At 51.2% G+C, this 25,212-nt stretch carries 25 protein-coding genes; 13 read left to right on the top strand and 12 right to left on the bottom strand.

Translation table 11 applies throughout. From position 1 onward, the window contains the following. Window positions 1-10 precede the first annotated feature (10 nt). From AC07N2_RS03540 to AC07N2_RS03525, 4 genes are all read right to left on the bottom strand, one after another. Entirely contained in the window at window positions 11-2,191 is a 2,181-nt protein-coding gene (locus AC07N2_RS03540) for a TonB-dependent receptor (protein ID WP_494777037.1), read from the bottom strand. 206 nt (window positions 2,192-2,397) lie between these two features. Further along, window positions 2,398-2,793: a DUF2946 domain-containing protein gene (locus tag AC07N2_RS03535; RefSeq protein WP_494777036.1), complete on the bottom strand. Its 396-nt coding sequence runs from the start codon at window positions 2,791-2,793 to the stop codon at window positions 2,398-2,400. Window positions 2,794-2,834: 41 nt separating this feature from the next. Then, window positions 2,835-3,074 carry a hypothetical protein gene (locus AC07N2_RS03530; protein ID WP_494777035.1) on the bottom strand — a complete coding sequence of 80 codons (240 nt, stop codon included), beginning with the start codon at window positions 3,072-3,074 and terminating at the stop codon, window positions 2,835-2,837. A gap of 80 nt (window positions 3,075-3,154) precedes the next feature. Next, window positions 3,155-3,553 (bottom strand): DUF2946 domain-containing protein, encoded by a 399-nt coding sequence (locus AC07N2_RS03525; RefSeq protein WP_494777034.1) that lies wholly within the window; start codon window positions 3,551-3,553, stop codon window positions 3,155-3,157. Window positions 3,554-3,734: 181 nt separating this feature from the next. Between AC07N2_RS03525 and AC07N2_RS03520 the strand changes: the two genes are divergently transcribed. The 8 genes from AC07N2_RS03520 to AC07N2_RS03485 all read left to right on the top strand — a co-directional run bounded on the left by AC07N2_RS03520 (window position 3,735) and on the right by AC07N2_RS03485 (window position 10,910). Continuing rightward, window positions 3,735-4,286, top strand: a complete 552-nt coding sequence (locus AC07N2_RS03520; RefSeq protein WP_494777033.1) for a sigma-70 family RNA polymerase sigma factor — start codon at window positions 3,735-3,737, stop codon at window positions 4,284-4,286. Then, window positions 4,283-5,302, top strand: coding sequence for a FecR domain-containing protein (locus AC07N2_RS03515; protein WP_494777032.1), 1,020 nt, complete (start codon window positions 4,283-4,285; stop codon window positions 5,300-5,302). The genes AC07N2_RS03520 and AC07N2_RS03515 overlap by 4 nt, the downstream gene beginning before the upstream one ends. A 120-nt stretch (window positions 5,303-5,422) precedes the next feature. Continuing rightward, complete coding sequence (locus AC07N2_RS03510) at window positions 5,423-7,891, top strand: TonB-dependent siderophore receptor (RefSeq protein ID WP_494777031.1); 2,469 nt, start codon at window positions 5,423-5,425, stop codon at window positions 7,889-7,891. Window positions 7,892-7,966: 75 nt separating this feature from the next. Beyond that, window positions 7,967-8,605 carry a DUF2238 domain-containing protein gene (locus AC07N2_RS03505; RefSeq protein WP_494777030.1) on the top strand — a complete coding sequence of 213 codons (639 nt, stop codon included), beginning with the start codon at window positions 7,967-7,969 and terminating at the stop codon, window positions 8,603-8,605. 82 nt (window positions 8,606-8,687) lie between these two features. Further along, the gene (locus tag AC07N2_RS03500; protein WP_494777028.1) at window positions 8,688-9,320 is read left to right on the top strand and encodes a glutathione S-transferase family protein; all 633 of its coding nucleotides are present in this window, start codon (window positions 8,688-8,690) and stop codon (window positions 9,318-9,320) included. Window positions 9,321-9,363: 43 nt separating this feature from the next. After that, entirely contained in the window at window positions 9,364-9,921 is a 558-nt protein-coding gene (locus AC07N2_RS03495; protein ID WP_494777027.1) for a DUF1003 domain-containing protein, read from the top strand. Window positions 9,922-9,932: 11 nt separating this feature from the next. Then, the gene (locus AC07N2_RS03490; RefSeq protein ID WP_494777026.1) at window positions 9,933-10,385 is read left to right on the top strand and encodes a YiiD C-terminal domain-containing protein; all 453 of its coding nucleotides are present in this window, start codon (window positions 9,933-9,935) and stop codon (window positions 10,383-10,385) included. A 186-nt stretch (window positions 10,386-10,571) separates the two neighbouring features. Continuing rightward, a complete protein-coding gene (locus AC07N2_RS03485; RefSeq protein ID WP_083664448.1) occupies window positions 10,572-10,910 on the top strand; it encodes a DUF3144 domain-containing protein in 339 nt (112 codons plus the stop codon). A gap of 107 nt (window positions 10,911-11,017) precedes the next feature. Here the strand turns inward: AC07N2_RS03485 and AC07N2_RS03480 are convergent, their stop codons facing one another. After that, entirely contained in the window at window positions 11,018-11,320 is a 303-nt protein-coding gene (locus AC07N2_RS03480) for an antibiotic biosynthesis monooxygenase family protein (protein ID WP_494777025.1), read from the bottom strand. A gap of 239 nt (window positions 11,321-11,559) precedes the next feature. Between AC07N2_RS03480 and AC07N2_RS03475 the strand changes: the two genes are divergently transcribed. Then, complete coding sequence (locus AC07N2_RS03475) at window positions 11,560-12,039, top strand: CreA family protein (RefSeq protein ID WP_494777024.1); 480 nt, start codon at window positions 11,560-11,562, stop codon at window positions 12,037-12,039. Window positions 12,040-12,065: 26 nt separating this feature from the next. Then, window positions 12,066-13,079 carry an AI-2E family transporter gene (locus tag AC07N2_RS03470; RefSeq protein ID WP_494777023.1) on the top strand — a complete coding sequence of 338 codons (1,014 nt, stop codon included), beginning with the start codon at window positions 12,066-12,068 and terminating at the stop codon, window positions 13,077-13,079. Window positions 13,080-13,106: 27 nt separating this feature from the next. Here AC07N2_RS03470 and AC07N2_RS03465 read toward each other — a convergent pair whose 3' ends face one another. Then, a complete protein-coding gene (locus AC07N2_RS03465) occupies window positions 13,107-14,351 on the bottom strand; it encodes a TIGR03862 family flavoprotein (protein ID WP_494777022.1) in 1,245 nt (414 codons plus the stop codon). A gap of 241 nt (window positions 14,352-14,592) precedes the next feature. Here AC07N2_RS03465 and AC07N2_RS03460 point away from each other — a divergent pair, with 241 nt between their 5' ends. Next, window positions 14,593-15,174, top strand: a complete 582-nt coding sequence (locus AC07N2_RS03460) for a DNA-3-methyladenine glycosylase I (RefSeq protein WP_494777021.1) — start codon at window positions 14,593-14,595, stop codon at window positions 15,172-15,174. A gap of 690 nt (window positions 15,175-15,864) precedes the next feature. Beyond that, window positions 15,865-16,185 (top strand): quaternary ammonium compound efflux SMR transporter SugE, encoded by a 321-nt coding sequence (gene sugE, locus AC07N2_RS03455; protein WP_494777020.1) that lies wholly within the window; start codon window positions 15,865-15,867, stop codon window positions 16,183-16,185. A gap of 38 nt (window positions 16,186-16,223) precedes the next feature. Here the strand turns inward: sugE and AC07N2_RS03450 are convergent, their stop codons facing one another. The 4 genes from AC07N2_RS03450 to AC07N2_RS03435 form a co-directional block, all read right to left on the bottom strand. Continuing rightward, the gene (locus AC07N2_RS03450) at window positions 16,224-16,736 is read right to left on the bottom strand and encodes an SET domain-containing protein (protein ID WP_494777019.1); all 513 of its coding nucleotides are present in this window, start codon (window positions 16,734-16,736) and stop codon (window positions 16,224-16,226) included. A gap of 315 nt (window positions 16,737-17,051) precedes the next feature. Next, entirely contained in the window at window positions 17,052-18,797 is a 1,746-nt protein-coding gene (locus AC07N2_RS03445) for a methyl-accepting chemotaxis protein (protein WP_494777018.1), read from the bottom strand. Between the two features lie 78 nt (window positions 18,798-18,875). After that, window positions 18,876-20,579, bottom strand: a complete 1,704-nt coding sequence (locus AC07N2_RS03440) for a methyl-accepting chemotaxis protein (protein ID WP_494777017.1) — start codon at window positions 20,577-20,579, stop codon at window positions 18,876-18,878. Between the two features lie 104 nt (window positions 20,580-20,683). Then, entirely contained in the window at window positions 20,684-21,181 is a 498-nt protein-coding gene (locus AC07N2_RS03435; protein ID WP_494777016.1) for a chemotaxis protein CheW, read from the bottom strand. A gap of 433 nt (window positions 21,182-21,614) precedes the next feature. Between AC07N2_RS03435 and AC07N2_RS03430 the strand changes: the two genes are divergently transcribed. Continuing rightward, entirely contained in the window at window positions 21,615-23,240 is a 1,626-nt protein-coding gene (locus AC07N2_RS03430; RefSeq protein ID WP_494777015.1) for an NAD(P)/FAD-dependent oxidoreductase, read from the top strand. Window positions 23,241-23,274: 34 nt separating this feature from the next. Here AC07N2_RS03430 and corA read toward each other — a convergent pair whose 3' ends face one another. Together corA and AC07N2_RS03420 are read right to left on the bottom strand one after the other, a co-directional pair. After that, the gene (gene corA, locus AC07N2_RS03425) at window positions 23,275-24,240 is read right to left on the bottom strand and encodes a magnesium/cobalt transporter CorA (protein WP_494777014.1); all 966 of its coding nucleotides are present in this window, start codon (window positions 24,238-24,240) and stop codon (window positions 23,275-23,277) included. A gap of 103 nt (window positions 24,241-24,343) precedes the next feature. Continuing rightward, window positions 24,344-25,171, bottom strand: a complete 828-nt coding sequence (locus tag AC07N2_RS03420) for a M15 family metallopeptidase (RefSeq protein WP_494777013.1) — start codon at window positions 25,169-25,171, stop codon at window positions 24,344-24,346. Window positions 25,172-25,212: the final 41 nt, after the last annotated feature.

Genomic DNA, 25,212 nt, shown 5'->3' with positions numbered 1-25,212 from the left:
ATTTCTCCGATTAAAAAGTGATACGCAGCGTCACGTCTGCCGTACGTGGTGCACCGAGGTAGGCGGAGGTAGCACTGACGTTGGCGGCGTAGATTTTATCGGTGGCATTACGGATACGTCCTATCAAGGAGACATTGCGATTGATCTGATAACCCAGGCCGAGATCAAGCAGCGTGTAGCTTGGCCAAACCATCGTGTTTGCAGCATCGGCATAGACTTTGCCGACACGGCGTATTCCCATACTGGCTTGTAGAGCCGGAGTAATTGCATATGATGTCCACAGATTTGCTACGGTCGCTGGTATGTTGGTTGGGGTTTTACCCGCCAGAGAAACGCCGCCCTGCCTGAAATCTTCGTATTGCGCATTGACGTAGGTAAAGTCAGCGCGTACTGCCCACTGGCGTGTAGCTTGCAAGCCGACTGACAAATCAATACCCTTGGCGCTTTGTTCTCCCACCAGTATCGTCAACGCACTATTGCTTGGATCTTGGGTCGCGATGTTCTTGCGGACGATACTGTAGATGGCTGCCGTCGCACTTCCTTTTCCTTGCCAGAAATCCAGCTTGGTGCCGATTTCTAACTGACGCCCTGTTGTGAGTTCGGTATTGGTGATGGCATTTGCAAAAGACGCTGTTGCAAGTGAGCCTGCCGGTGGATCGGCTGCCGTTGCGTACTGCATATAAGTCATTGCGTTTGGTGTGATGTCCCAGACCAGACCAACACGACCTGTAGTGGGGTTGTAACTGCGCTCATAGCTCGCTGGATTACTGGCGTTTACAGCACCACGATTGATCAAGTTCAAATCGATACGTTCATGACGCAATGCCGTTACGAGATTTAATGCTGGCAGTAGTGATGTTCGATTTTCTACATACAAGGCGGTGGTTGTAACCTTGTTTGTCATGCTTGGCACAAAACCCGGTGTCATACCTGGGACATCAAAAAAATTCTCTGTCACAAAATTGTAGGGATCAACGGTACTAAATGATGCAGGCAAACTTTTCGGAAAGCGAGTCTGTTTGTTTAATGCCATATCCAAACCAAAGGACCAATCGCTGCGAAGTCCTGCGAGTTCACCTTTATATGTGCCATCAATTCGATTACCGATTACGCGTTGATCATGCCGTTGTAGCAATGCACCTGAGCGTATGACTTGTGTATTGTCGGCATTAAAACGGTAACTTTCAACGTTACGGTAATCGCGCTGAGCATCATAAGCGTAAAAAGTATTCTTGAAATGCAGTGCATCATTGACTTGCAAATCAGTGATCGAACGCAGCCATTGCACACGTTGTTTGTAAATACCATCGGCGCTGTTGTAGTTTTTGAAGCGCGTGCCGTCATCTATCCGCAAGGTACCAGCAATTGGATTTAGCAAAGGCGTGCCCCAATAAGGACGATCAACCGCATCATTCTGATATTCATACGCCAGAGTATGCGTAAGGCCTCGTCCGAAGTCTGACAGCAGTGAAGTTGCCAATTGGGTGGAATGTGTTTTAGTGCCATCCGACCATCCATCCGAATGGTGATCATTCAAATCGATACGCAAGTAATGTGATGGCGTCCCTGAATCATCGCCTGCTATGCGGCGATTCAATCCGATTGATGCCTCTTTCAAACCCTCGGTTCCTACGCGCAGGCGCGCCTCGGAAACATCGTCACGCTGAGCGATCTTGGTAATGTAATTGATCGAACCACCAACGGCACCTGCACCGTATAAGAAACTAGACGGCCCACCGATGGCTTCGACGCGATCATAGATCCAGCTATCGACTGCCCGGTTCGCGATCGTGTAGTTCAAATCTATGCCGTTGTACAACTGACTGACCGAGCCGCCACTGAAGCCGCGATAACGAACGGTAATATTGCCGGGCGCATTGTGTGCGCTTACACCCGGAATTGCCTTGAGAATTTCCTGCGTATCTTCTGCGCCGCGTGCATCTATGGTGGCTCTATCCACCACGGTTACTGTCGCAGGTGTTTCGCGCGGTGTCAGACCGAGACGGCTACCGGTAGTCGTCGGTGTATCCAGACTGATGATGCCGTTTGCCATAGGTGCTTCCACCTCAACAACAGGAAGGGTTTTTTCGGCCGTCGATTGTGCATGAACTGGACGCATAGGCATCGCCGCGGTAGAAAACAGCACAGCTAGCAAAAGCGCTGTCTTTGCAGGTTTAAAAGAATGTGACATCCGGGTGTAGTCATGATTGCTAATGTTAATAACGCGAGAAGGCGCGTAGCGATCAGAGACGGAAAATAATATTGTTCGTTGTGAAAATCTTGGTGAAGACATGTCTACTTTCTTTCCTGAATAAATATAGGTAACGCCTTGCGGCATTGGGTGCTTCACTCATCATCGAAACATCGTGCTTTTGTTCGACGGGCGTAAAGCGCTAGTCAGGAAAGAAAGGGTGGTGCACGCGACTGTGCCGCTGTCCATATAAAAAGTGGCTGAGGCGATTGGTAAAACAGCGATGGCAGCGTCAACTCGCTAGCGGCACGCGGTATCGCGTATTTGCTGGAAGGCGGCAAACCAAGCGCGCCGGCATGGTTCAAACAATATGGACAATCTTTCATATGCAAACCGTGCTCGTCCGGCGCAGAAGAATCAGATGATTGATTATCTGTTTGAATAAAGCGCACGCCATCGGCTGAGCAGATTTCCGCCCACGACGCAGCTTGCCCACCTTTTGCATTCAGCGCATGCGAAATCGAGGGTGCTAGCGAACCAAACAAGATCACAAACAATGTAATCCAGCTCATAAGGACAAGGCGATAAGGACTCGATGTCATGTCAGTCGCCTAGGTATTCTGATAAAGAAGTTCATGCATTCTTATTGGGCAGAATGACTTGCTATGCCAAGCGCCGCACGGCTCGTGACGACACATGACGCACCACATCCGGTTTGATGTGAATCGACCAAGACAGGGAGCGGGACTAGCTGCATTTCGACCACATGGCCGAGCGACGATGGCGATGCGAGTGATGGATCGCGGCCGATGCTGAACAACAGTGCGGCAATGAGCAGCGCGATCAGATTGAGTGTGATGACGAATTTACGGCGAGTTGACATGGTGAACTCCTGTTTCGATATGAAGACACACCGACAGACGAACGCCATCAGGCGCACGTGCTATCGGTACTCAGCAACGATCAGGAAAAAGCCGGGGGAGCGCGAGGTTGTGCGACGACCCATGCGAACAGCGGGCGCGATGCTTGATAAAACAGAGGAGGAAGTACGTGGTCGCCACTGACAACCGGCATGACGAAGTCAGCGGAAGGCGGCAAACCGAAGGATCCAGCGTGCGTTAAACAGAATGCGCAATGCTCGAAGTGCGTTGCCTTTTCAGCCGGTGCAGGCGCTTGTTGATTCTGGTCGCCATCGACCTTCATCATCTTGCTGCCTTCTACGGTACAAATTTCTACCCATGCATTTGGCGCACCTTTGGCAGCAGCAACCGCGTGAGAAATCGAAGGCGCAAGCGATGCCAGCAGAATCGCAAAACAGGCGATCCAGGTAGCAAATCTATGCGTGGCTCTTGTCATTCTCATGGCAGGACATTGACGAGGAAAAGGGTTTGCTTGCGGATTTCGTATTCGAAAAGTACAAGCACATCGCCGCGGATTATAGCCGGGCTTGGCTGGAAAGGTACAGGATCTTAACTATCAGGCATGGCGCAATTACCACGCTTAGGCACGCCGGGATTGCATGACGCGGGGTAGTTAATTTAAAATGAGAATAATTCTTATTCTCTTCTATGTGATCATTTTGTCCGCCTCGGCCCCCGTTCCGCAACATGAAGTGCATGCGCTGTATAGCAATCATCATGGATGGTTGCTTGGGTGGTTGCGCGGAAAACTTGGTAACGCTTTTGATGCGGCCGATCTGACGCATGACACCTTCGAACGTTTGTTGTCGCGGCTGGACCGTCCCATGTTGCGTGATCCGCGCGCCTATCTGGCCACGATTGCGCACGGTTTGGTCGTCAATCATTGGCGTCGACTCGAGATCGAACGTGCTTATCTAGATACCTTGTTGCTGGTGCCGGAGAGTCTGGCGCAGTCGCCGGAAGAGCGTGCGCTGCTGCTGGAAACCTTGTGTGAAATCGACGCCATGCTTGATAAGCTCAATCCCAAAGCGCGTAGTGCTTTCTTGATGGTGCAATTGGACGGTCTGACTTATGGTGACATCGCACAACGCATAGGCGTGTCCGAACGCATGGTCAAAAAATATATGGTGCAAGCGATGCTGCATTGTCTGCAGTTTGCCGAGGAACACTTGTGAGTTCGGTGTTGATGGAGAATGGCAAGCCTCTCGATGAACAGGTGCACGGTTCGGGCAAGCTGGATTTTCAGGTATTGCAGCAAGCGGCAGAATGGTTTGCAGTATTACGCTCGACCGCTGTCAGTTCGACCGATGTGCAGCAATGGCAAGACTGGTGCAATGCCGATAGTGCACATCGTGCTGCATGGGCAAGAGTAGAAGCGATCAGCGGCCGCTTCGAACAGTTGCCGGATGCCGACAAGCCACACACACGCACGACGCTTGATGTTGCTGCACAACGTCAGCGCAATCGCCGTCGTGCAGTCAAGATGCTGACCTTGTTGTGTACTGTAGGCAGTGCCGGTTGGCTGGCGACGCAGGCGACACCGTGGCGGGCATGGACTGCGAGTTATCGCACGGCGATAGGTGAGCGTCGCCAGATTCAATTGGCTGATGGCAGCAATATCTGGCTCAACACGGCGAGTGCGATGGATGCAGAGTATGACGACAACTTGCGTCGCATTCGTCTCTACGTCGGTGAAATACTGATTGAAACCGCGCGCGATACAAGTGCGCCAGCGCGCCCTTTTGTTGTTGATACTGTGCAAGGTCGCATGCGTGCGATAGGTACGCGTTTCAGTGTGCGTCAGTTCGACGATGCCAGTCTTCTTTCTGTATATGAAGGTGCAGTTGAAGTGCGTCCTGCCAAAGATACGGAAGCGAAAATTATCCGTGCCAACGAGCAAGTTCGATTTACTGAGCAAGGTATAGAGCCAGTTAGCACGGCCATGTTTGCGCAACAGGCTTGGAGTAAGGACATGTTGGTTGCCGACAATATGCGATTGGAAGACTTGATCGCAGAACTATCGCGTTATCGTCGGGGCTATCTTGGCTGCGCACCGGAAGTCGCTGATCTGCGTGTGGTCGGCGCTTATTCGCTCAACGATCTTGATCGTATTTTGGCCGCATTGGAAGCGACCTTGCCCATACGCATACGACGCACCATGCCGTGGTGGCTGGTGGCGGAAGCGCGCTGATCTTCATTTGATTTCGTTTTTGAAAAAATATTTTTGATTGTGGTTCCCTTTTTGTCTGGTTCGATTGGCTTACGGATTGAAAGCAGTCTCAATTCATCGAACCGTAAAAAGGATGTCTTCATGTCTTCATCTTCCCGTCCTGCCTTGAGCAGCCATGCAGAAGCACACGCACTGCCGCGCCCCAAGCTGCTCGTGCAAACCATACACGCACTGTTCGTCGCCCTCCCTTTGCTGGCCTTCTTGCCTGCGACACAGGCGATTGCGCAAACGACTGACGCTGCAAGCCGTAGCAACGCTACTCGCAACTACAATATTCCCGCCGGTCAGTTGAGCAGCGTCTTGTCACGCTTTGCTGCCGAAACTGGCGTGCAGTTGTCGGTCGATGCTGCGGTCACAGCGAACTTGAATAGTTCTGGCTTGAAAGGCAGTTATACCGTCTCATCCGGTTTTGCTGTATTACTTGCCGGTACCGGACTGGAAGCTGCAAGCCGTGGCAATGGCGAATACACCTTGCGCAAGCTGCCAGGCGCAATGGAAGTGACGCTGCCCGCAGTTAACGTCGCGCCAATAAATGAGGAGATCGGCACAGTCAAAGGCTATGTTGCACGTCGTAGCGCAACGGCGACTAAAACCAATACTTCACTGGTAGAAACGCCACAGTCGATTTCCGTTATTACTCAGGAAAACATGGCAGACCGTCAAGTGCAATCGGTCAGTGAAGCTTTGCTGTACAGCGCCAACGTGAACGGTCAGCGTTACGGTGCAGATACGCGCTCAGATTACTTCACGATACGTGGCTTTAACTCAGACTTGTATCTGGATGGTTTACGCGTGCCGCAAATCGCCAGCCAGACCGGTGGCTATGCCGGCTTTCTTATAGAACCGTTTTCATTAGACCGAGTGGAAGTATTGCGCGGCCCTAGTTCTGCCTTATTCGGTCAAAGCAATGTGGGCGGCATCGTGAATATGGTGAGCAAGGAACCGCAGGCGACACCTTCCGGTGAAATCTATGCACGCGTCGGCAGCTTCGATCGCAAGGAAGTCGGTTTCGATATGACCGGTCCTATCAATAACGATCCGCGTTTGACGTATCGTATCAACGGCATCGTGCGCGATAGCGATACCTCGTTTAAGTTTGGCAAGAATGATCGCATCTCCATCAATCCGAGCATTGCATGGCGTCCGGATGCGAACACCAGCTTGATCGTTTCTGCCGGTTACATGAAAGATGATATCGGTCAGGCCGGCGTCATTATTCCAGCCAAGGGTAGTGTGCTTCCTAATAGCCTGGGTTTGACTATTCCAACTGATTTTTCAGATGGCGATCCGCGCTATGCGGTTTATAAAAAGGAAATCAGTTATGTAGGCTATCGCTTTGAGCATACCTTCAACGATACCTTTACGCTGCGCCACAATCTGCGTTATTCCAAGCTGAAGACGGATTATCGCAATTTGTATACCAGAGGTTTGGAGGCAGATGAAAGAACGATTACGCGCACGACCTACAATGCGCAGCCGGAATTGGATGCACTTGCCGTCGACACGCAACTAGAATCAAGATTCGATACCGGAGCGGCCAAACATACCTTGCTGACAGGTTTGGATATGCAATGGCAAAAACTGGTGAATAACACGGGTAGTAACACTGGCCCGAGCCAAAACCAAGACCTCTTTAATCCGATCTATACGCAAGTCTTGGTACCGGCACCCTTGACGGACCGGACTGAGCAGAAGCAATACCAGACCGGCATTTATATCCAGGACCAGGTGAAGTTGGGGAGGTTGAATGTATTGGCTTCTGCACGCAAGGACTTTGTGCGCGTGAATACAGACAACACTAGATTGGCTACAGGTGTAGTTACACCTTTCAGACAGGACCCAGAGAAAATGACCGGCAAAGTCGGTGCGTCTTATTTGTTTGATTCAGGATTCGCACCGTATGTGCTGTATTCCACATCTTTCCTTCCTACACTGACAACAAATACAACGCCGCTCAAGCCAACCACAGGCACATTGAAAGAAGTCGGTCTCAAGTATGCGCCGTTAGATAAGAATTACTCAGTCACGCTGTCCGCTTTCGAAGCGACGCAACAGAATGTGGTGAATCGGGTGAGTGGCGTTATTTATCAAACCGACGAAGTGCAGGTCCGTGGTGTCGAACTGGAAGGAGTCGCTTCTTTCTCCAAACGCCTGAACGTTACTGCAGCGCTGAGCGTACAAGATCCTGAGGTTACGAAAAGTGCGATCGCGACTCAGGTAGGCAAGTTGCCGTATACCGTACCCAAAACTCAGCAATCCCTGTTCGCCAGCTATAAATTATCGTTGCCACAAGATATGCGCGGCGAGCTGACGATAGGTGGCGGTGCACGCCGAATAGGTAAAACTGCCGGTGATACAACCAATACCTTTTTCGTGCCGTCTTACACTTTGGTCGATGCTTTCCTGCGCTATGACATAGATAAGTACAGTTTTCAGATCAATGGTTACAACCTGGGTGACAAGACTTATGTTGCCGGTTGTAATGCGCTGATTCAGTGTTATTACGGTCAGGGACGTACCGTCGTGGCGACCGTGCGCATGCATTGGTAATGCCGTTCTAGATCATCTCGGCAATAACAAGAAAAAAGGGTATGGTTGATGCTAATTCATTAACCATACCCTTTCATGCAAACGTATAACCCTCCCGCGAGCCAACGTCGTTGGCTACTACTCGCAATTGTTCTGATCGCACTTGCGCTGATTGTTTCCTTCATTAAACCGTATGACCGTTTGACCTGGCTGATGGAAGTCATGCCGGTGTTGATTGCCATACCGTTTCTTGCCGTCACATACAAGCGCTTTCCGCTGACGAATCTGTTGTACTTCCTGATCTTTTTGCATGCCTTGATTTTGATCGTCGGTGGTACTTACACTTATGCGCATGTTCCGGCTGGTTTCTGGGTACAGGATCTGTTTTCGCTCGCGCGTAATCCCTACGACAAGCTCGGTCATCTCTGGCAAGGCTTGGTGCCAGCATTGGTGGCGAAAGAAATTTTTGTACGCAGGGAATTTGTCTCCGGCAAGAAAATGGTGGCCTTTCTTTCGATATGTGTCGCGATGGCAATCAGTGCCTGGTATGAATTGATCGAATGGTGGGCGGCACTCATCATGGGGCAAGGCGCGGATGAATTTCTCGGCACGCAAGGCGATCAGTGGGATACGCAATCCGATATGTTCATGGCATTCATCGGAGCAACAGTGGCAGTTGTGTTGCTGGCTAAACTGCATGACAGGCAAATCGCCAGATTAAAAGAGCCTAGCTAACCGGAGCTGTAAAAAGCGAGCCGCTCGCATACGATGTAAGCTCGCTAGTCGTTTTTAATTAAAACAAAGAGGAGTATTCGACATGAGTACGGATCGTCACGTTACTTTATTCCACTCACCGAATACGCGTTCGACTGGCACATTGATCATGCTGGAAGAACTGGGCGCTGATTACGATTTGCATGTTCTGAATATCAAAACGGCAGAACAGCTAGCGGCTGATTATGTGGCGATCAATCCCATGGGCAAGGTGCCGGCGATCCAGCATGGCGATGCCTTGATTACCGAACAGGCTGCGATTTATATGTATTTGGCGGATCTGTATCCAGAAGCGGGTCTGGCACCGGCCATCGGTGATCCTTTGCGCGGTCCGTATTTGCGCTGGATGGTGTTTTACGGTTCCTGCTTTGAGCCTGCGTTAATTGATTTCTCACAGAAGAGCGATCCTGCACCGAGGGGGCTGAGCCCTTATGGTGATTACGCTACCGTCATCAAAACTGTGAACGATCAATTGGCCAAAGGCCCGTATATATTGGGCGACAAATTCACGGCGGCAGATGTATTGTGGGGCATCGCCTTGAACTGGACTACGAAGTTCAAACTGCTGGAGGTAACGCCGGTTATACGCGAGTATATCGATCGCATTGTTCCGCGGCCGGCAGTGAGACGAGCACGGGCCAAAGATCTGGAGTTGTTGGCGGCACAAACAAGCTGATTGAATATTTTGCATATTACTCAACCTGAAGCAGGAGTAGACCATGCATAAGCACGATGACGCTGCTAGAAAACTGTTTGGAAAATCCTACGATCAGTTGGATGAGAGCGCCAAAAAAGTCACGCATCATGTTGTCGAGCGTACGCACATTGCCAGGGATGTTGCCAAGGATGCGGAGGCAGTGACGAGTCGCGGACAACGCGCAGCAGATGCAGTTGCTACGTTCGGTGGTTCGTGGACGTTCATAGGTTTGTTTGCTGCGGTGATGGTTGTCTGGGTATTGCTGAACTCCTATATTCTGCTGCGACACGACAAAGCCTTCGATCCTTATCCTTACATCTTGTTGAATCTGGTGTTGTCTATGCTCGCAGCAATACAAGCGCCTATCATCTTGATGTCGCAGAATCGGCAGGCTGAGAAAGATCGGCTTACGGCACAACACGATTACGAAGTGAATTTGAAGGCCGAACTGGAAATCATGCTCTTGCATGAGAAGCTGGATATGCTGCGGGAAGGACAGTGGAGCACTTTGCTGGATATTCAAAAAGAACAGGTTGCATTACTGAAGAGCCTGATTGAGAAAAATCGACCTGCCGGATAAAAGGATAGACCTTGAACCAACAAGTACTTCAGCAATATCTGCACGAGCAAATTCCTTTATCCCAAGCGATGCACGTTGAAGTACGCAGTGCACAGTTGGAGGAAGTGATACTCGCCGCACCACTGGCACCGAACATCAATCATCAGGCAACCGTGTTTGGCGGCAGCGCTTCGGCCGTGGCGATACTGGCAGCGTGGTCCTTGTTATACACGCGACTCAGACATGAGGGCGTTAATAGCAATCTCGTCATACAAAGCAATACGATGCAGTATGTATTGCCTATCAATGGTACGTTCACGGCGCGCTCGTATCTGGAAGAAACGGCTGACTGGCCGCGGTTTATGAATATGTTGATACGCAAAGGACGCGCACGGATGTCGGTCACGTCGGTGCTGGAATATGAGGGTCGGGAAGTAGGCAAGTTGCAGGGCGAATTTGTTGCTTTTCTAGTCGAAGAGGATTGATTACAGATTTCCAGGTCTTGTCTGACCTCAAGAGCGCTTTTCCTTTTTTAAGATATAGTGCTGCTCACGCAAGACCGCAGCGGCTATCGCTATCGTGGCTAGTGCCTTGAAAAATGCCATTTTTGTACTAGGCGCATGCGCAATATTTCCAATCTGAGCCACCCCTTATTTCATACTTTTTAAATCATGAGCACCGACAATTTCAACGCAAAAGATGTAACCCGTCCAACCGGTAAAGCACCGGACCCTAATGCCAAGTTCTGGGATATCGCCGATACCTTCGTTCACCTGGCGAATGAAAACTGCAAAGGCGCAGATCGCGGCCAGGTTTGCGCTGCGATGATGTATGCGGCAGCACGCTTCAATGCATTTACCGCTTCAGTCGATGCGCCATCGGCAGACATGTTCAAATCTGAACTGAATCCTGCCATTGCCTACTTCCGTGGCGAGTTCGAAAAAATGCTGCAAGAAAATTTCCGCGATTACGCTGAGAACTTCAAAAGCTACCATCCAGAAAAAGCGTGATGTGAGTTTGACCGTGTAATACGGTCAGCGCATTAAAAAAGCCGCGTTACTGTCAGTGCGACAGCAGCGCGGCTTTTTTGTATTCGTAGTCCCGATTTATATGGGTATTACGCCGATTTGGACAGAATGTTGAAGTGCTCAACAACTGGTGGCGAGGCAAAGAATGGGCCGACAATTGCGCGCCAATCCTGAAATGCCGCCGAACCGCGGAAATCGACGGTATGGTTTTCCAATGTTTCCCAGTAGATTTGCACGACGTAGCGTTCTGGCGTTTCTATGCATTTGTTGATGACGTGTGACTTGTAGCCTTTTGCCTTGGAAATCACTTGTTCCAGGCCGCGTTGTACAGCCGCGTCAAATTCGGTTTGCTGGCCTGGCGGGATGCGGATATCGACGAGTTCGAGAATCATGTTTGCTTCCTGTAGAAGTTTTGAGGATGCGGAATTATTACATGTTGGCTGCTGTGCTGCATCTGTCCCGGTTTTTGCTCTTGTGCTGCTGATTCAGTGTGTCCCCAATTTGTTTGGGTTTGCCACTGGTCAGTTCCGGGCTATATGCGTAATCTGTCTGTATTGCAAATCGGTTGAGTGCTCTTGAAGCGCCGCCTTATGTACTCATCTTGAGTTAAACGATTAAGCGGGAGAAGACCATGCAGAAAATTCTTGCAGGAATCATGTTGGCGGCTACGACGGTGTTGGCGATGCCGGTACACGCACAACAGATAGGTGAAGTCAGCACGGCATTTCGCTGGTTAGGCAAGAACGATCGTATCGTGATCGAGGCGTATGACGATCCCAAGGTGGTGGGCGTTTCCTGCTTTGTATCGCGGGCGCGTACTGGTGGTGTGAGCGGTACGGTAGGTTTGGCGGAAGATACGGCCGATGCATCAATCGCCTGCCGTCAGGTCGGCGACACCTTAACCTTCAAGGGAAAATTGCCGCTGCAGGAAGATGTCTTCTCCGAACGTCAATCGATCTTGTTCAAGCGTCTGCATATCGTGCGCGTGGTTGATCCGGTGCGTAATACCTTGGTGTATCTGACGTATTCAGACAAGCTGATCGACGGTAGTCCCAAGAATGGCGTGACGGCAGTGCCCGTGCCGCGCAGCAATCCGATTCCGTTGAAGTAATCTCTTTCACCTCATCTGCTCCAATCATGAACGATCAAAATAAAATCAGCCCCGTTGTGATTGCCTCGTATCTATTGGCGGCAGCGAGCTTGCTGTTGGTGATGCATCAGGGTTTGCTGGCAGCCTTGTTCTCCGGCTTGCTGGTGTATTCACTAGTGCAATTGCTGGCGCCTAAATTAGGCAAGAAGCTGGTTGGGCGGAGAGCGCAAGTAGTTGCCGTTGCCTTGTTGAGCTTTTTGATCGTGACTTGTTTGGCAGTGGCGATCTGGGGGGCGATTACGTTTTTCCGTAGCGATGCTGGTCGCATTTCGGTGTTGTTGCAGAAAATGGCAGACATACTGGAAGCTTCGCGTAGTCAGATTCCTTTATGGATAGCCGCGTATATCCCGGTTGATGCGGCAGCCTTGCAAACCATGATTACAAGTTGGCTGCGTTCGCATGCACTGGAAGCACGCTCTATGGGTAGTGAGGCTGGCCGGATATTTGCACATATTTTGATCGGTATGATCATCGGTGCGATGGCTGCCTTGTATGACACGACAACGACACGCGTCTATAAGCCTTTGGCTGAGGCTTTGCATGCGCGCATGGTCATCTTGCATGATTCTTTCCGCAATATCGTGTTCGCGCAGGTGCGGATTGCTGCTATCAATGCAGTGCTGACCGGTATTTATCTGATCATCGTGTTGCCATTGGCAGGTATTGAATTGCCACTGCGTAAAACCATGGTGGCGGTGACCTTCTTCGTTGGCTTGTTGCCGGTAATCGGCAATCTGATTTCCAATACGATATTGGTGATTATCGGTTTATCGCATTCTTTGCATACGGCGTTTGGTTCGTTGGTATTCCTGATGACGATACACAAGCTGGAGTATTTCCTGAATGCGAAAATCATCGGTCAGCATATCAATGCGCGTACCTGGGAATTGTTGACGGCAATGCTGGTGATGGAATCGATCTTCGGGATTCCCGGCGTGATCGCAGCACCGGTGTTCTACGCGTATGTGAAGAAAGAATTGAGTGATCGCGGCTTGGTGTAAGCGCGAGCAAACAATTCTTTCTTTGCATTACTTTTGAGCTTGCAGCCATGCGACTGCACCGAGGCCAGCGTTGCGCCCGCTGGCAAAACAGGCTGTGAGTAGATAGCCGCCGGTAGGCGCTTCCCAATCCAGCATTTCGCCCGCACAAAATACGCCGGGCATTGCTTGCGCCATTAATTGTTCATTCAAGGTTTCAAATATGACGCCGCCTGCGCTGCTGATGGCTTCATCGATAGGGCGTGCCGCGATCAAGCGCAGCGGTAAAGCCTTGATGGCGGCGGCGAGCTTGTGCGGCTGCGCATAATCCGCCTTGCTTACGCATTCATGCAACAGCCCTGCTTTCACACCGGCGATGCCAACCTTGCTTTGCAGATGACTGGCCATGGAACGCGAGCCGCGTGGGTGTGCAACTTCCTCCATCACGCGTTCCAGCGTTTTACCTGGAGCGAGGTCTAGCGTCAGTATTGTTTCACCCTGTGCGGCAATCTGATCGCGCAAGTGTGCCGATAGTGCATAAATCAAGCTGCCTTCAACACCGCTTGCCGTCACGACGAATTCGCCCTGCCGTTGGTGTGTGACGCCATGAATATCGATGCAGCTTGCAACGACAGGCTTGATAGGCTGACCGGCAAAGCGCTCCTGAAAGTGCGCACTCCATGCCATGTCGAAGCCGCAATTGGCCGGTTTCAATGGCGCAGTTTCTATGCCCTGTTGTTCCAGTAAAGATGTCCATGCGCCATCGGAACCGAGTCTTGCCCAACTGCCGCCGCCAAGAGCGAGTACGACTGCATCCGGTTTGATAGTCAGTTCTCCATCCGGTGTATTGAAGCGCAGGCTGTGATCATTACTCCATCCTAGCCAGCGATGCCGCATGTGGAAGCGCACACCAGAGTCACGTAGCCGCTTCAGCCATGCGCGTAATAAAGGTGCAGCTTTCATATCGGTGGGGAAGACACGACCGGAGCTGCCGACGAAGGTAGGAATGCCCAAATCGTGTACCCAGGCGCGCAATGCTTCCGGATCGAAGGCTTGCAACATAGGCGCAATTTGCTGCGCGCGCGCGCCATAGCGCGACAGGAAAGGTTCGCTTGCTTCGGTATGTGTGAGGTTCATGCCACCTTTACCGGCCAGCAGGAATTTGCGGCCGACGGATGGCATCGCATCGTACAAATCAACGCTGATGCCGTGGGCGGCCAGAACTTCTGCCGCCATCAAGCCGGCCGGGCCACCGCCGATAACGGCAACTGTACGTGTTTGCAGATTCGACATCATGCCCATCCTGCGCGCAGAGTGAGTGCGCTATGTATTGGCTGTGGATGAAAGGCTAGTGTAAAACGCATGAAATTCCAGTCTGGATGCCGGATGGCAGAATTTGCTGTGCCATCCATAGAAGGCGCCATTCTTGATCAAGGCAGGGATTTGTACAAGCCTTGTGCAAAACGATGAACTAGCGCACATGGGTGATAATGACGCATCACTGACGCCGTTACTCAACCAATCCTATTTCTCGAACATGACACTTACTCGTTGTAGTTGGGCCAATCCAGCCAATCCGCTTTACCTCGCTTATCACGATGAAGAATGGGGCGTGCCTTGCCATGATGAAACGCGCTTGTTTGAAATGCTGAATCTGGAAGGTGCGCAAGCAGGGTTGAGCTGGTCGACGATACTCAACAAGCGTGAGACTTATCGCGCCGCCTTCGATCAGTGGGATGCGGAAAAAATAGCGCGTTACGATGCGAAAAAGGTTGCCTCGCTGCTAGCCGACCCAGGTATCGTGCGCAATAAACTGAAAGTGGCCGCCACCATTAGCAATGCGCAAGCTTATCTGCGTTTGCGCGATGAAGTAGGTGGGCTGGATCCATACTTGTGGGCGTATGTAGGCGGCAAGCCACTAGTCAATGCGTGGCCTAGCGCGAAGGAAACACCGGCAAAGACAGAATTGTCGGATCGTTTGTCGAAAGATCTGGCCAAGCGCGGTTTTAAATTCGTGGGATCGACCATCATTTACGCCTATATGCAGGCTATCGGCATGGTGAATGATCATGCGGTTGATTGCTTTTGCCATGTCTCGCCAAAAAGAGCGAAAAAATGAGTATCTGTATCGATTAGGCAAAAAAAAAGCCCGCACAGGAGGCGGGCTGAATCTATATCAAAGGAGGAGACATAGAGGAGACAACTGAAGTATAAGGATGGCCGTGTTATCAAGCTACTTTCCTTTTATGATATCGGACATTCACATTGTGAATACCATGAGTTATGGTCATTTTGATATGTCAGCAGTTATGTCAGTGAATTGCTGCATGTAGCCAAACGTAGCTGCTCAATTCTATAATTCTGGGCAAAAAAAAGCCCGCGCAGGAGGCGGGCTAAATCTATATCAAAGGAGGAGACATAGAGGAGACAACTGAAGTATATGAAGTATTGCCGCGTCGCACCAATTTCCTTTTCAAATAACAGATATAGATTATTTGCATAAGATGATCTTTTTTGCTTTTGCTCCTGAATCCACGGGGCTGTAAAAGAGAGTAACTACTCGCATAACCCCCTTTTTGCTGTTGTGTAAACCGCAGCATACCGGCCGCAAATATGTCAGTGCGCAGATTTTACGCGGCACAAGCTTGCATATCTCTGGCTTAATGCACATTTTCGCACTATAATGGTGCGTTATATATGTGCGCCACCATGCATCTCGCATGTTCGCTGGCAGAACAAGGAAGTGGGGACGACCCCACCGCTCCATCAACATTCGAGGACGGCCTTCGACTTTATAGGAGATCTATTTATGTCTTGGCTTATTCTCGTAATCGCAGGCGTGCTCGAAGTGGGCTGGGCAATGGGCCTTAAATACACCGAGGGCTTTACCAAGCTATGGCCTACTGTCGGCACTGTGCTTGCGATGGTGGTGAGTGTTGCCTTGCTGGGTATCGCCATGAAGACCTTGCCGGTAGGAACTGCGTATGCGGTCTGGACCGGCATCGGTACGGTCGGTACTGTGATCCTGGGTATGGTATTGCTGGGTGACGCAGTCACTGCCGTGCGCATATTCTGCATCTTGCTGATTGTTGCTGGCATCGCAGGTTTGAAACTCTTCAGCCCAGCCTGATCCCATAAAAAAACCGGAGCCTCAGCTCCGGTTTTTTATTAGTCTTTCTTCTTTTTCTTTGAGCGTTTCTTCTCTTTTGGTGCCAGCATCGTATTGCGGCAGGTTTCTGCACCACAGCGACATTCGTAAGCTTTTTTGATTTCCTTGGTTTGGCGTTCTTCAACGATCAAACCGTAGTCGTAGTTGAATTCTTCACCACGCTTGATATCGCGCAAGGTATAGATAAAGACCTGACCTTCTTCTTCGCGTGCTTCACAATTTGGTTCGCAGGCATGATTGATCCAGCGTGCATCGCTGCCGTCTACGCCACCATCGATCAGTTTTCCGTTTTCCAGACTGAAGAAAAACGTGTGATACGGATTGGCCGGATCGGCGCCATGTCGTTTGGCTGCTTTTTTTGCACTGATGCGTTCGCCTTCATATTCCACCAGCAAGGTATCAGCCGGTATTTTGCGTGTGGCGAAAACGCCGCGACCGTGGATGGGTGAGTTTCTGACGATGAAGGCGGGTTTGTCTGATGCTGCGGACGGTGTCTTGCTCGATTTGGTCATGTTGAATCTGGTGGCGAAAGAATGAGTTGGTTCAGGCTTGCCTGGTTTCGACAAACGTTTGCAAGAAGCGTTCCACTTGCTACGCGCGCTATTGTCACTCAATACGCGTGGAACGACAATTGTCTGCGCCGTATTGCATGGCAATCAGTGCGGAATTGATACGATGTTATGCGAGATGACAGATACGACATCAACGTGTCATAAAAAAATGCATGCAAATCAAATCACATATTCCTTGCTAAGGATGGCTGTGGATGACGTGCATGCAACATGATTGTGCAGCGGATAGTAATCCGCTGAAATCAAACTAGTTGTTTAAAACTCTTCCCAATCATCACCGTTCTTGTCGACCGTAATCGGTTTTTGCGGCTGGCTCGGTGCTTTGCGTGTAGCCGCAGGTGGCGTTACTGGTTTGCTTGTGGTTTCGATTTCGGGCATCGGTGCGCTGGGTGCTTGTATCCGAGGCGCGGAGTATGTGACATCGTGTTCATTCAGACGGAAGGTGCCGACGGCGCGGGACAATTCGACTGCTTGGTCCTGCATGCTTTGCGCAGCGGCGGCAGCCTGTTCTACCAAGGCGGCGTTTTGCTGTGTCATTTCATCCATCTGGCTGATGGCGCGATTCACTTGTTCGATACCAGCGCTTTGTTCCTGACTGGCAGAAGTGATCTCATTCATGATGTCGACCACGCGTTTGATCGAGGTGACGATTTCTCCCATTGTCACGCCAGCTTGATCAACCAGTTTGCTGCCGATATCAACTTGGCCGACTGAGTCGTCGATCAGGATCTTGATCTCTTTGGCGGCACTGGCGCTGCGTTGCGCCAGATTACGCACCTCACTGGCAACGACGGCAAAGCCGCGCCCTTGCTCACCAGCACGTGCAGCTTCGACCGCTGCGTTCAATGCGAGGATGTTGGTTTGAAATGCGATGCTATCGATCACGCCGATGATGTCGACGATTTTGCGTGACGAGGCATTGATGGAACCCATCGTATGGACGACTTGGCTGACGACGCTACCGCCTTTGACTGCGACTTCGGATGCGGAGACGGCAAGTTGGTTGGCCTGACGTGCATTATCGGCATTCTGTTTGACGGTTGAAGTCAGCTCTTCCATCGAACTGGCAGTTTCTTCCAGCGAACCAGCCTGCTCTTCGGTGCGTGAAGATAAATCCTGATTGCCGACGGCGATCTGGCCGGAAGCTGTGGCTATCGTGTCTGTCGATTGTTTAATCTTGCCGATGACTTCGGTCAACTGATATTGCATCTGCTTGATGGAATACAGCAGGCTACCGGCATGCGCTGAACGCGTTTCCACTTCGCCCGTCAGATCGCCATCGGCAATGCGACTCACGACTGCTGCGGCGTAGCCTGGCTCACCACCCAACTGACGCGCCAATTGACGTGCGACCAGCATGCCCAAGCCAACACTGACGATAATGCCTGCGAGTGCCAGTACGGCGATCAACAGGCGTGATGTTTGATACGTGTTGCCGACCTGATCCACGCTGGCCTTGGCGCGCTGGTCACTGTAGCGCACCATGTCTTGCAGTACTTTTTCAACGCCGCGTGAGCTCTTCAGCAATTGCGCGCTGTTTTCACTCACATTGCCGTCGAATTGAGAATTGTCCAAAGACTGTTTGGAAATCAGCGCGATGAAATCCAGCAGACCTTGTTTCAACGGTGGCATCAGGCTTTCATATTGCTGATAAAGCTCCTGCCCTTCCTTGGTATCTTGAAACAGTGGTTTGACTTTGGCGAGTTGCTCTTCAAGATGCTGCAAAGAGCTCGTCAATTCCTTGATGCCGGCGTTGCGATCACTACGGGTAGAAGCCGACAGCAGCGTCATCTGAGCACGGCTGGCGTAGATCAGATCGATGTTGGCTTCCTGCGCCGCCTTCAGTGCGTGCAACTCATTGTTGTACAGACTTTCGGTCGATGCATTGATATTGCTCATGTGAAAAATACCAAGTGCACCGATCGCACCACCTACTGCTGCGACAATTAAAAAACAAAGAATAAGTCTGACTGTTACGCGTAATTGTTGAAACCACTGCATTTTTCTCTCCTAATAATTCAGAACCGCAGAACCGTGTTCGTTACTGCAAGATGTGATGGGACGGTAGGGCGGGCTTCTTTAGAATTCTTTCCAATCGTTGTCAGTGCCCGTAGCCATGGTCAGCTTGGGTGTTGATGTCGGATTGTTCTCGTGTCGTGCAGGCAATGCCTTGTTTTTTGTTTTAGCGGCAGCACTAGAGATGGGTGTGACGCGGGCATGCGTTGTTACTTTTTGTCTGTCGGTATTCAGTTTGAATACGCTCACGACTTGCGACAGACTACCGGCTTCTTGTTGCAGCGCTGTGGCTGCTGCGGCCGCTTGTTCTACCAGTGCGGCATTCTGTTGCGTGACTTGATCCATTTGCGCAATGGCCTGGTTCACTTGTTCTATTCCGGCAGTTTGTTCCTGACTGGCGGCGGTGATTTCGCTCATGATGTCGGTCACGCGTTTGACGCTGTTGACGATTTCTTCCATCGTCTTGCCGGCTTGCGTAACTTGCAAGCTGCCTTCTTCGACCTTGTGTACAGAGTCGCCGATAAGCGCCTTGATTTCCTTGGCTGCGGCTGCGGAGCGTTGTGCGAGATTACGTACTTCGGAAGCGACTACTGCAAAGCCGCGACCTTGTTCACCGGCACGTGCGGCTTCAACCGCGGCATTCAAGGCCAGGATATTGGTCTGGAAAGCGATGCCATCGATGACACCGATGATGTCGACGATCTTGCGTGAACTATCCTTGATGGATCCCATCGTTTGCACGACATCACTGACGACCTGGCCACCTTTGACTGCGACTTCGGAGGCGGAGGCTGCCAGTTGATTTGCCTGCAGTGCATTGTCTGCATTCTGGCGCACCGTCGAAGTCAGTTCTTCCATCGAGCTGGCGGTTTCTTCCAGCGAGCCTGCTTGTGATTCTGTACGGCTGGACAGGTCGGCATTGCCGGAAGCGATTTCGCCAGAAGCGGTGGTGATGGTTTCGGTACCATGTCGTACTGCGCTGACGGTTTTGGACAAGCTGTCATTCATATCCTTGATCGCTTGCAGCAACTGCCCGGTTTCGTTGGATGATTGCACCTTGATCTGTTGTGTCAGATCGCCGGCGGCAACGCTCTTGGCAACCTGCACTGCTTCGCGCAGCGGACGCACGATCAGACGTATCAGCCAGAAGGCCATGAAGGCGGCAAGCAACACGCCGAAGGCAATGAATCCGAACGAGAGATTACGAACCAGGGTGAAGCGTGTTTGCGATTCTTCGAACTCTCTTTTTGCTTCCTGCAATTGAAAGTCGATCAAGCCGTGCACATCATCACGCACCGGCTTGACTAGCTCTTCCATCGGGCCGTTGACGATTTCAGTCACGCGCAAGACATTACCGCCGCGTGATGCTGCAATGGCTGGCAGCAATGCTTTGTCGAGAAAAATTTTGTGGCTTGCAGAAAATTTGTCAGCCAGCTCTTTTTCAGCTGGTGTCAATTTGGTCTGCATGTAGTCGGCGAATGCCTTGTGAATTTCCTTGGTGCGTTTTTCTATCGCATCCATCTTTGGTATGACCAGATTAGGGTCGCCGTAAATCGATGCGGCCAAGTCGAGTTGATTGATGGTCAGCAGTGTGATGACGACGTTCAATTCTCCCAGTGCCACCGTGCGATCTTCATACACGCTCTTCAAGGCCTTGTTGGTGGTGTCCAGCGAGGTCAAGCCCAGTGCACCGGTTGCAATCAGCAAGATGGATAGAATGCCCATCGCAAACAAGAGTAGCGATTTGATCGTTATATTCTTTAACATATGTATCCCAAACAAACAGGTTGTAGTTGGAGCAGGGTAGTCGCAGATGATAGTGCTGCAGGCGCGAACCCATCCGGAGAGATGGGTTGGACGTGACTGGGGCTTTACAACGCGTGCTGTTCGATCAAACCCATCTCGTTGCTAGACATCAGCTTGTCGATATCGACCAGGATCAACATGCGCTGATCGACGGTGCCCAAGCCAACCAGATAATCGGTAGCCAGTGCGCCGCCCATTTCCGGTGCGGGTTTGATTTGTTCAGGCGTCAAGGTAATGACGTCGGATACGCTATCGACCACCATGCCCACCACGCGACCGCCGATATTGAGAATCACGACTACGGTAAATTGATCGTAAGTCGGTGAGCCGAGATTGAACTTGATGCGCATGTCGATGATGGGCACGATGATGCCGCGCAGATTGACGACGCCCTTGATGAAGTCGGGTGCGTTTGCGATGCGCGTGACGGTATCGTAACCGCGCAGTTCCTGCACTTTTTGTATGGAAACGCCGTACTCTTCGTTACCCAGCGTGAAAGATAAAAATTCCAGCGATTCGCCCGACATTGCATCGGTGACGGATTGTGTGCTGTTTGCGGTCATGTGCACCTCCTTGCAGTCTCTGTTATGCGTTCTGAGAACGTCTATTTTTAACGGATAGTTGCGGTTGCTGTAAGGCCCCTGTAAGGCTGTGGCCTTGCGCTGATTCACCTTAAACAAATAGTTTCCACGAGTCAACGGCGGTTACGATTTAGTCGTATGGGGAAGATGTATGTCTTGCATGGGTAAAAAAGCCGGTTTCCCATAGCGGAAAGTTCGCGTGCCACAAGAGCAGATTTCACATGTTTTACACGTCTGACATGTCTGTTTAATCGAAAAATATTGTTAAATCCTGCTTTTGCATACCCGTGTGTTGGATTGCTCGATATGCGGTCTTATTCTTTGATTAAAAACGACTGGAGTAAAATAGCGCGCTGCCGACCGACACGACCCTGGCGGCAGCACAGTTTTTTACAGGGCCTGGCTGGAAATAAGTATGTTGCGATTGACCGACGTTCAACTCCCACTCAACCATCAAGAAGAAGATCTCGCCGCCGCGATTGTGGCGCGCTTGGGTATTGCTGCAGATGATTTGATTAGCTATACGATATTTCGTCGTGGCTATGACGCGCGCAAAAAAAGTGCGATCACACTTGTCTACACGCTGGATGTGGAAGTCAAAAATGAAGCACAGACGCACAAGCGTTTGGCTGGCAATCGCCATGTAAACACGACACCGGATACCAGTTATCACTTCGTGGCAAAAGCGCCGGCGGGTTTGACGATGCGTCCGGTGGTGATTGGTACCGGCCCTTGCGGTATTTTTGCGGGATTGATACTGGCGCAGATGGGTTTCAAACCTATCATTCTCGAACGCGGCAAAGCCGTGCGCGAACGCACCAAAGATACCTTCGGTCTGTGGCGCAAGCGCGAGCTGCATCCGGAATCGAATGTGCAATTCGGTGAAGGCGGTGCGGGTACGTTCTCAGATGGCAAGTTGTGGAGTCAGGTTAAAGATCCCAAGCATTACGGCCGCAAGGTATTGATGGAATTCGTCAAAGCCGATGCGCCGGAAGAAATCATGTACGTCAGCAAGCCGCACATCGGTACTTTCCGTCTGGTGAAGATGGTGGAATTGATGCGCGCGTCAATTGAAGAGCTGGGCGGCGAATTCCGTTTCGAGAGCAAGGTCGATGACATTGAAATTGAAAACGGCCATGTACGCGGTTTGAAATTGTCGGACGGCTCGCACATAGCGACCGATCATGCAGTACTCGCAATCGGCCATAGCGCACGCGATACTTTCCAGATGTTGCATACACGCGGCATCTATATCGAACCTAAACCGTTTTCGATTGGCTTCCGTATCGAGCATCCACAATCGCTGATAGATCGTTGCCGCTTCGGTTCGAATGCAGGTAACGATATTCTCGGTGCGGCCGATTACAAACTGGTGCATCACGCCAAGAACGGTCGCTCGGTCTACAGCTTCTGCATGTGCCCAGGTGGTACGGTGGTTGCGGCGACATCAGAGCCGGGACGCGTTGTTACTAACGGCATGAGTCAGTATTCGCGCAATGAGCGTAATGCGAATGCTGGCATTGTGGTTGGTATCACGCCAGCAGATTATCCTGGTCACGCTTTGGCCGGGATGGAATTCCAGCGCGAGTGGGAATCACGTGCGTTTGAATTGGGCGGCGGTAATTACGATGCGCCGGGACAATTGGTGGGTGACTTCATCGCAAATCGTCCATCGACGAAATTGGGCTCCGTCATACCTTCGTACAAACCGGGTGTGAAATTGGGTGACTTGAATCCATCGCTGCCGACTTACGCGATTGAAGCGATACGTGAAGCCTTGCCTGCCTTCGATAAACAGATCAAGGGTTTCTCGATGGCGGATGCGGTGTTGACCGGTGTGGAAACACGCACTTCATCACCTATACGCATCAAGCGCAATGACGACGATTTGCAGAGTTTGAATACGCGCGGATTATTTCCAGCCGGTGAAGGAGCTGGTTATGCCGGTGGCATTATGTCGGCAGCAATCGACGGCATACGTGTTGCTGAAGCCGTCGCGCTCAGTATGTTGGAAGGTATTGCGCGCGGCACAACGAAGTAAAGCTTGGTCTTCGTTGTCGCGCGGTTTGGACTTGCTATAACCAGCCGGATTTTTTGAAGCGGTAATACAGATAGCTGCAGACGCAGACGACTAGCAGCACCGAGATGGGGTAGCCGTACTTCCAATCCAGTTCCGGCATGAACTTGAAGTTCATGCCCCACAGGCCGAAGAAGGCGGTAGCCACCGCAAAAATCGCAGCCCATGCGGCCAGACGTTTATTCACTTCACTTTCTTCAATCGTCACCATCGACAAGTTAACTTGAATCGCGGTGGCGGCGGTTTCGCGGATCGCATCGGTCAGTGCATTGATGCGATACAAATGATCGCCGACATCGCGAAAGTAATCGCGTGTGCTTTCACACAACACAGGTACACGTCCACCAGACAATTTTCCGACCGCTTCCATCAGTGGCGCAACCACATGCTTGAGCATCACGACTTGTCGCTTCAAATCGTATAGTCGTTCGATGTTCAGACGTGCCAGACCTTTTTCGAAAATCTTGTCTTCAATCTTTTCCAGTTCGCTTTCCAGACTTTCCACCACCGGGAAGTAGCGATCCACTACCGCATCCATCAAGGCATACAGCACGAAGGCCGAGCCTTTGCGCAATTGTTCCGGTTCTTGCTCGCAACGTGCGCGCACACCGAGAAAACCCTGATTGCTGCGATTGCGTACTGACAAGACATAATTCTTGCCGGTGAAAATATCGATCTCGCCTATTTGTAATTCGCCGTCGACCATTTCCGCGGTCTTGACCACGGTAAAAAGCGAATCGCCATATTCTTCTATCTTCGGACGTTGATGACCATTGCGCGCATCTTCCACCGCGAGTTCATGCAGATTGAATTCTTCCTTCATCTGTTCAAGTTCAGCCGGTTCTGCATCTTTCAGCGCAACCCAGACGAAGCAATCCGGACGTTGCAGATAGTCACTGATTTCCTCAATGGGAATGTCGGATAATTTATTGCCGTCCTGATAGGCGACGCAATTGATGAGCATGAATAAAGTCTCCGAAAATGTATATGTTCTTGAATGCCGGGTTTGGATGAGAGTACACACTCACCCTGCTGCTTCGTCAAGTCTTAGCTGTAGATAGATCCTATTAAGGACTACCGCGTTCGACAGAAGTTGCACAAGTCGCTTTTACTGCGATGCGATTCTGCTCCTTGCGGGTGAGCACGCAGGAACGGTAGCGCTCGACATAGGCGTTGAAAACGGTACGTGCCTGCGCGACAGGCAAGGCCGCCAGACGTTCTGCCATAGGGCGACTGACTTGAAAATGCTGATAATCAATAGGCGCATCCCAATTGCCGCCCCAGATCAAGAAGCCATGTTCGGCAAAGACATCAACTACTTCTTCCGCCATTCCTTTGCGCGCGGGTTTGCCCGGTCGGATAGGTAGACGATTGGCATACTTGCTGCCGCTAGTCGGACTGTAAATAGCCTTACCGTCTGCTTCAAATTGCAGATATGGGTTTTGAACCGGATTGATATCGATGGCCAGACCGTAGGCATGCAGCGATGGTGCGTTGCCGTTGGTGATGCGTCTATCGTTGAAGGCGGAGGTGTTGTTGTCGCGCATGGCCGCCAGATCGTCACCGTGATAGTGATCCATCAAGCGTGCACCGGCGATGGCAAATTTGCGTTTCAGCAGCGTATCGAAGATGGCTTGCACGTGTTCGGCAACGGCCGCCATCACCATGATCTCGCCATCGTTACGCAACTTGTCGTCGAAGTCCAGATAGGAAAAATGCACGATGCGCAGTTGCGCACAACTGACCGGCGCATCTTTCTGTAATACGCCATTGCTGCGCATCGCATTGCAAGCGGTGGTGTCGATTTCGGTGATGCGTGCCTCTGCATGGGCAGTGCTGGCAAGGAGCAAGGGAAAGCAGAGGAGCAAGCCGGCAAGGTATGGGAATCTGATCATGGAGCGCGGTGAGTATCGTGTGTTGCCTGCCCGCTATGTGC

This window comes from Herminiimonas sp. GW821-FHT09C12 (assembly GCF_059416385.1).
This window is presented reverse-complemented; position numbering and strand designations above follow the sequence as displayed.

Excerpts from the sequence above, each read along its gene's own strand:
- AC07N2_RS03500 (WP_494777028.1), top strand. The coding sequence starts at position 8,688 with ATGAGTACGGATCGTCACGTTACTTTATTCCACTCACCGAATACGCGT.
- AC07N2_RS03475 (WP_494777024.1), top strand. The coding sequence starts at position 11,560 with ATGCAGAAAATTCTTGCAGGAATCATGTTGGCGGCTACGACGGTGTTG.
- AC07N2_RS03460 (WP_494777021.1), top strand. The coding sequence starts at position 14,593 with ATGACACTTACTCGTTGTAGTTGGGCCAATCCAGCCAATCCGCTTTAC.
- AC07N2_RS03450 (WP_494777019.1), bottom strand. The coding sequence starts at position 16,736 with ATGACCAAATCGAGCAAGACACCGTCCGCAGCATCAGACAAACCCGCC.
- AC07N2_RS03510 (WP_494777031.1), top strand. The coding sequence starts at position 5,423 with ATGTCTTCATCTTCCCGTCCTGCCTTGAGCAGCCATGCAGAAGCACAC.
- AC07N2_RS03480 (WP_494777025.1), bottom strand. The coding sequence starts at position 11,320 with ATGATTCTCGAACTCGTCGATATCCGCATCCCGCCAGGCCAGCAAACC.
- AC07N2_RS03485 (WP_083664448.1), top strand. The coding sequence starts at position 10,572 with ATGAGCACCGACAATTTCAACGCAAAAGATGTAACCCGTCCAACCGGT.
- AC07N2_RS03435 (WP_494777016.1), bottom strand. The coding sequence starts at position 21,181 with ATGACCGCAAACAGCACACAATCCGTCACCGATGCAATGTCGGGCGAA.
- corA (WP_494777014.1), bottom strand. The coding sequence starts at position 24,240 with ATGCTCATCAATTGCGTCGCCTATCAGGACGGCAATAAATTATCCGAC.
- AC07N2_RS03470 (WP_494777023.1), top strand. The coding sequence starts at position 12,066 with ATGAACGATCAAAATAAAATCAGCCCCGTTGTGATTGCCTCGTATCTA.
- AC07N2_RS03430 (WP_494777015.1), top strand. The coding sequence starts at position 21,615 with ATGTTGCGATTGACCGACGTTCAACTCCCACTCAACCATCAAGAAGAA.
- AC07N2_RS03520 (WP_494777033.1), top strand. The coding sequence starts at position 3,735 with ATGAGAATAATTCTTATTCTCTTCTATGTGATCATTTTGTCCGCCTCG.
- AC07N2_RS03530 (WP_494777035.1), bottom strand. The coding sequence starts at position 3,074 with ATGTCAACTCGCCGTAAATTCGTCATCACACTCAATCTGATCGCGCTG.
- AC07N2_RS03525 (WP_494777034.1), bottom strand. The coding sequence starts at position 3,553 with ATGAGAATGACAAGAGCCACGCATAGATTTGCTACCTGGATCGCCTGT.
- sugE (WP_494777020.1), top strand. The coding sequence starts at position 15,865 with ATGTCTTGGCTTATTCTCGTAATCGCAGGCGTGCTCGAAGTGGGCTGG.
- AC07N2_RS03465 (WP_494777022.1), bottom strand. The coding sequence starts at position 14,351 with ATGATGTCGAATCTGCAAACACGTACAGTTGCCGTTATCGGCGGTGGC.
- AC07N2_RS03495 (WP_494777027.1), top strand. The coding sequence starts at position 9,364 with ATGCATAAGCACGATGACGCTGCTAGAAAACTGTTTGGAAAATCCTAC.
- AC07N2_RS03445 (WP_494777018.1), bottom strand. The coding sequence starts at position 18,797 with ATGCAGTGGTTTCAACAATTACGCGTAACAGTCAGACTTATTCTTTGT.
- AC07N2_RS03420 (WP_494777013.1), bottom strand. The coding sequence starts at position 25,171 with ATGATCAGATTCCCATACCTTGCCGGCTTGCTCCTCTGCTTTCCCTTG.
- AC07N2_RS03440 (WP_494777017.1), bottom strand. The coding sequence starts at position 20,579 with ATGTTAAAGAATATAACGATCAAATCGCTACTCTTGTTTGCGATGGGC.
- AC07N2_RS03535 (WP_494777036.1), bottom strand. The coding sequence starts at position 2,793 with ATGACATCGAGTCCTTATCGCCTTGTCCTTATGAGCTGGATTACATTG.
- AC07N2_RS03505 (WP_494777030.1), top strand. The coding sequence starts at position 7,967 with ATGCAAACGTATAACCCTCCCGCGAGCCAACGTCGTTGGCTACTACTC.
- AC07N2_RS03540 (WP_494777037.1), bottom strand. The coding sequence starts at position 2,191 with ATGTCACATTCTTTTAAACCTGCAAAGACAGCGCTTTTGCTAGCTGTG.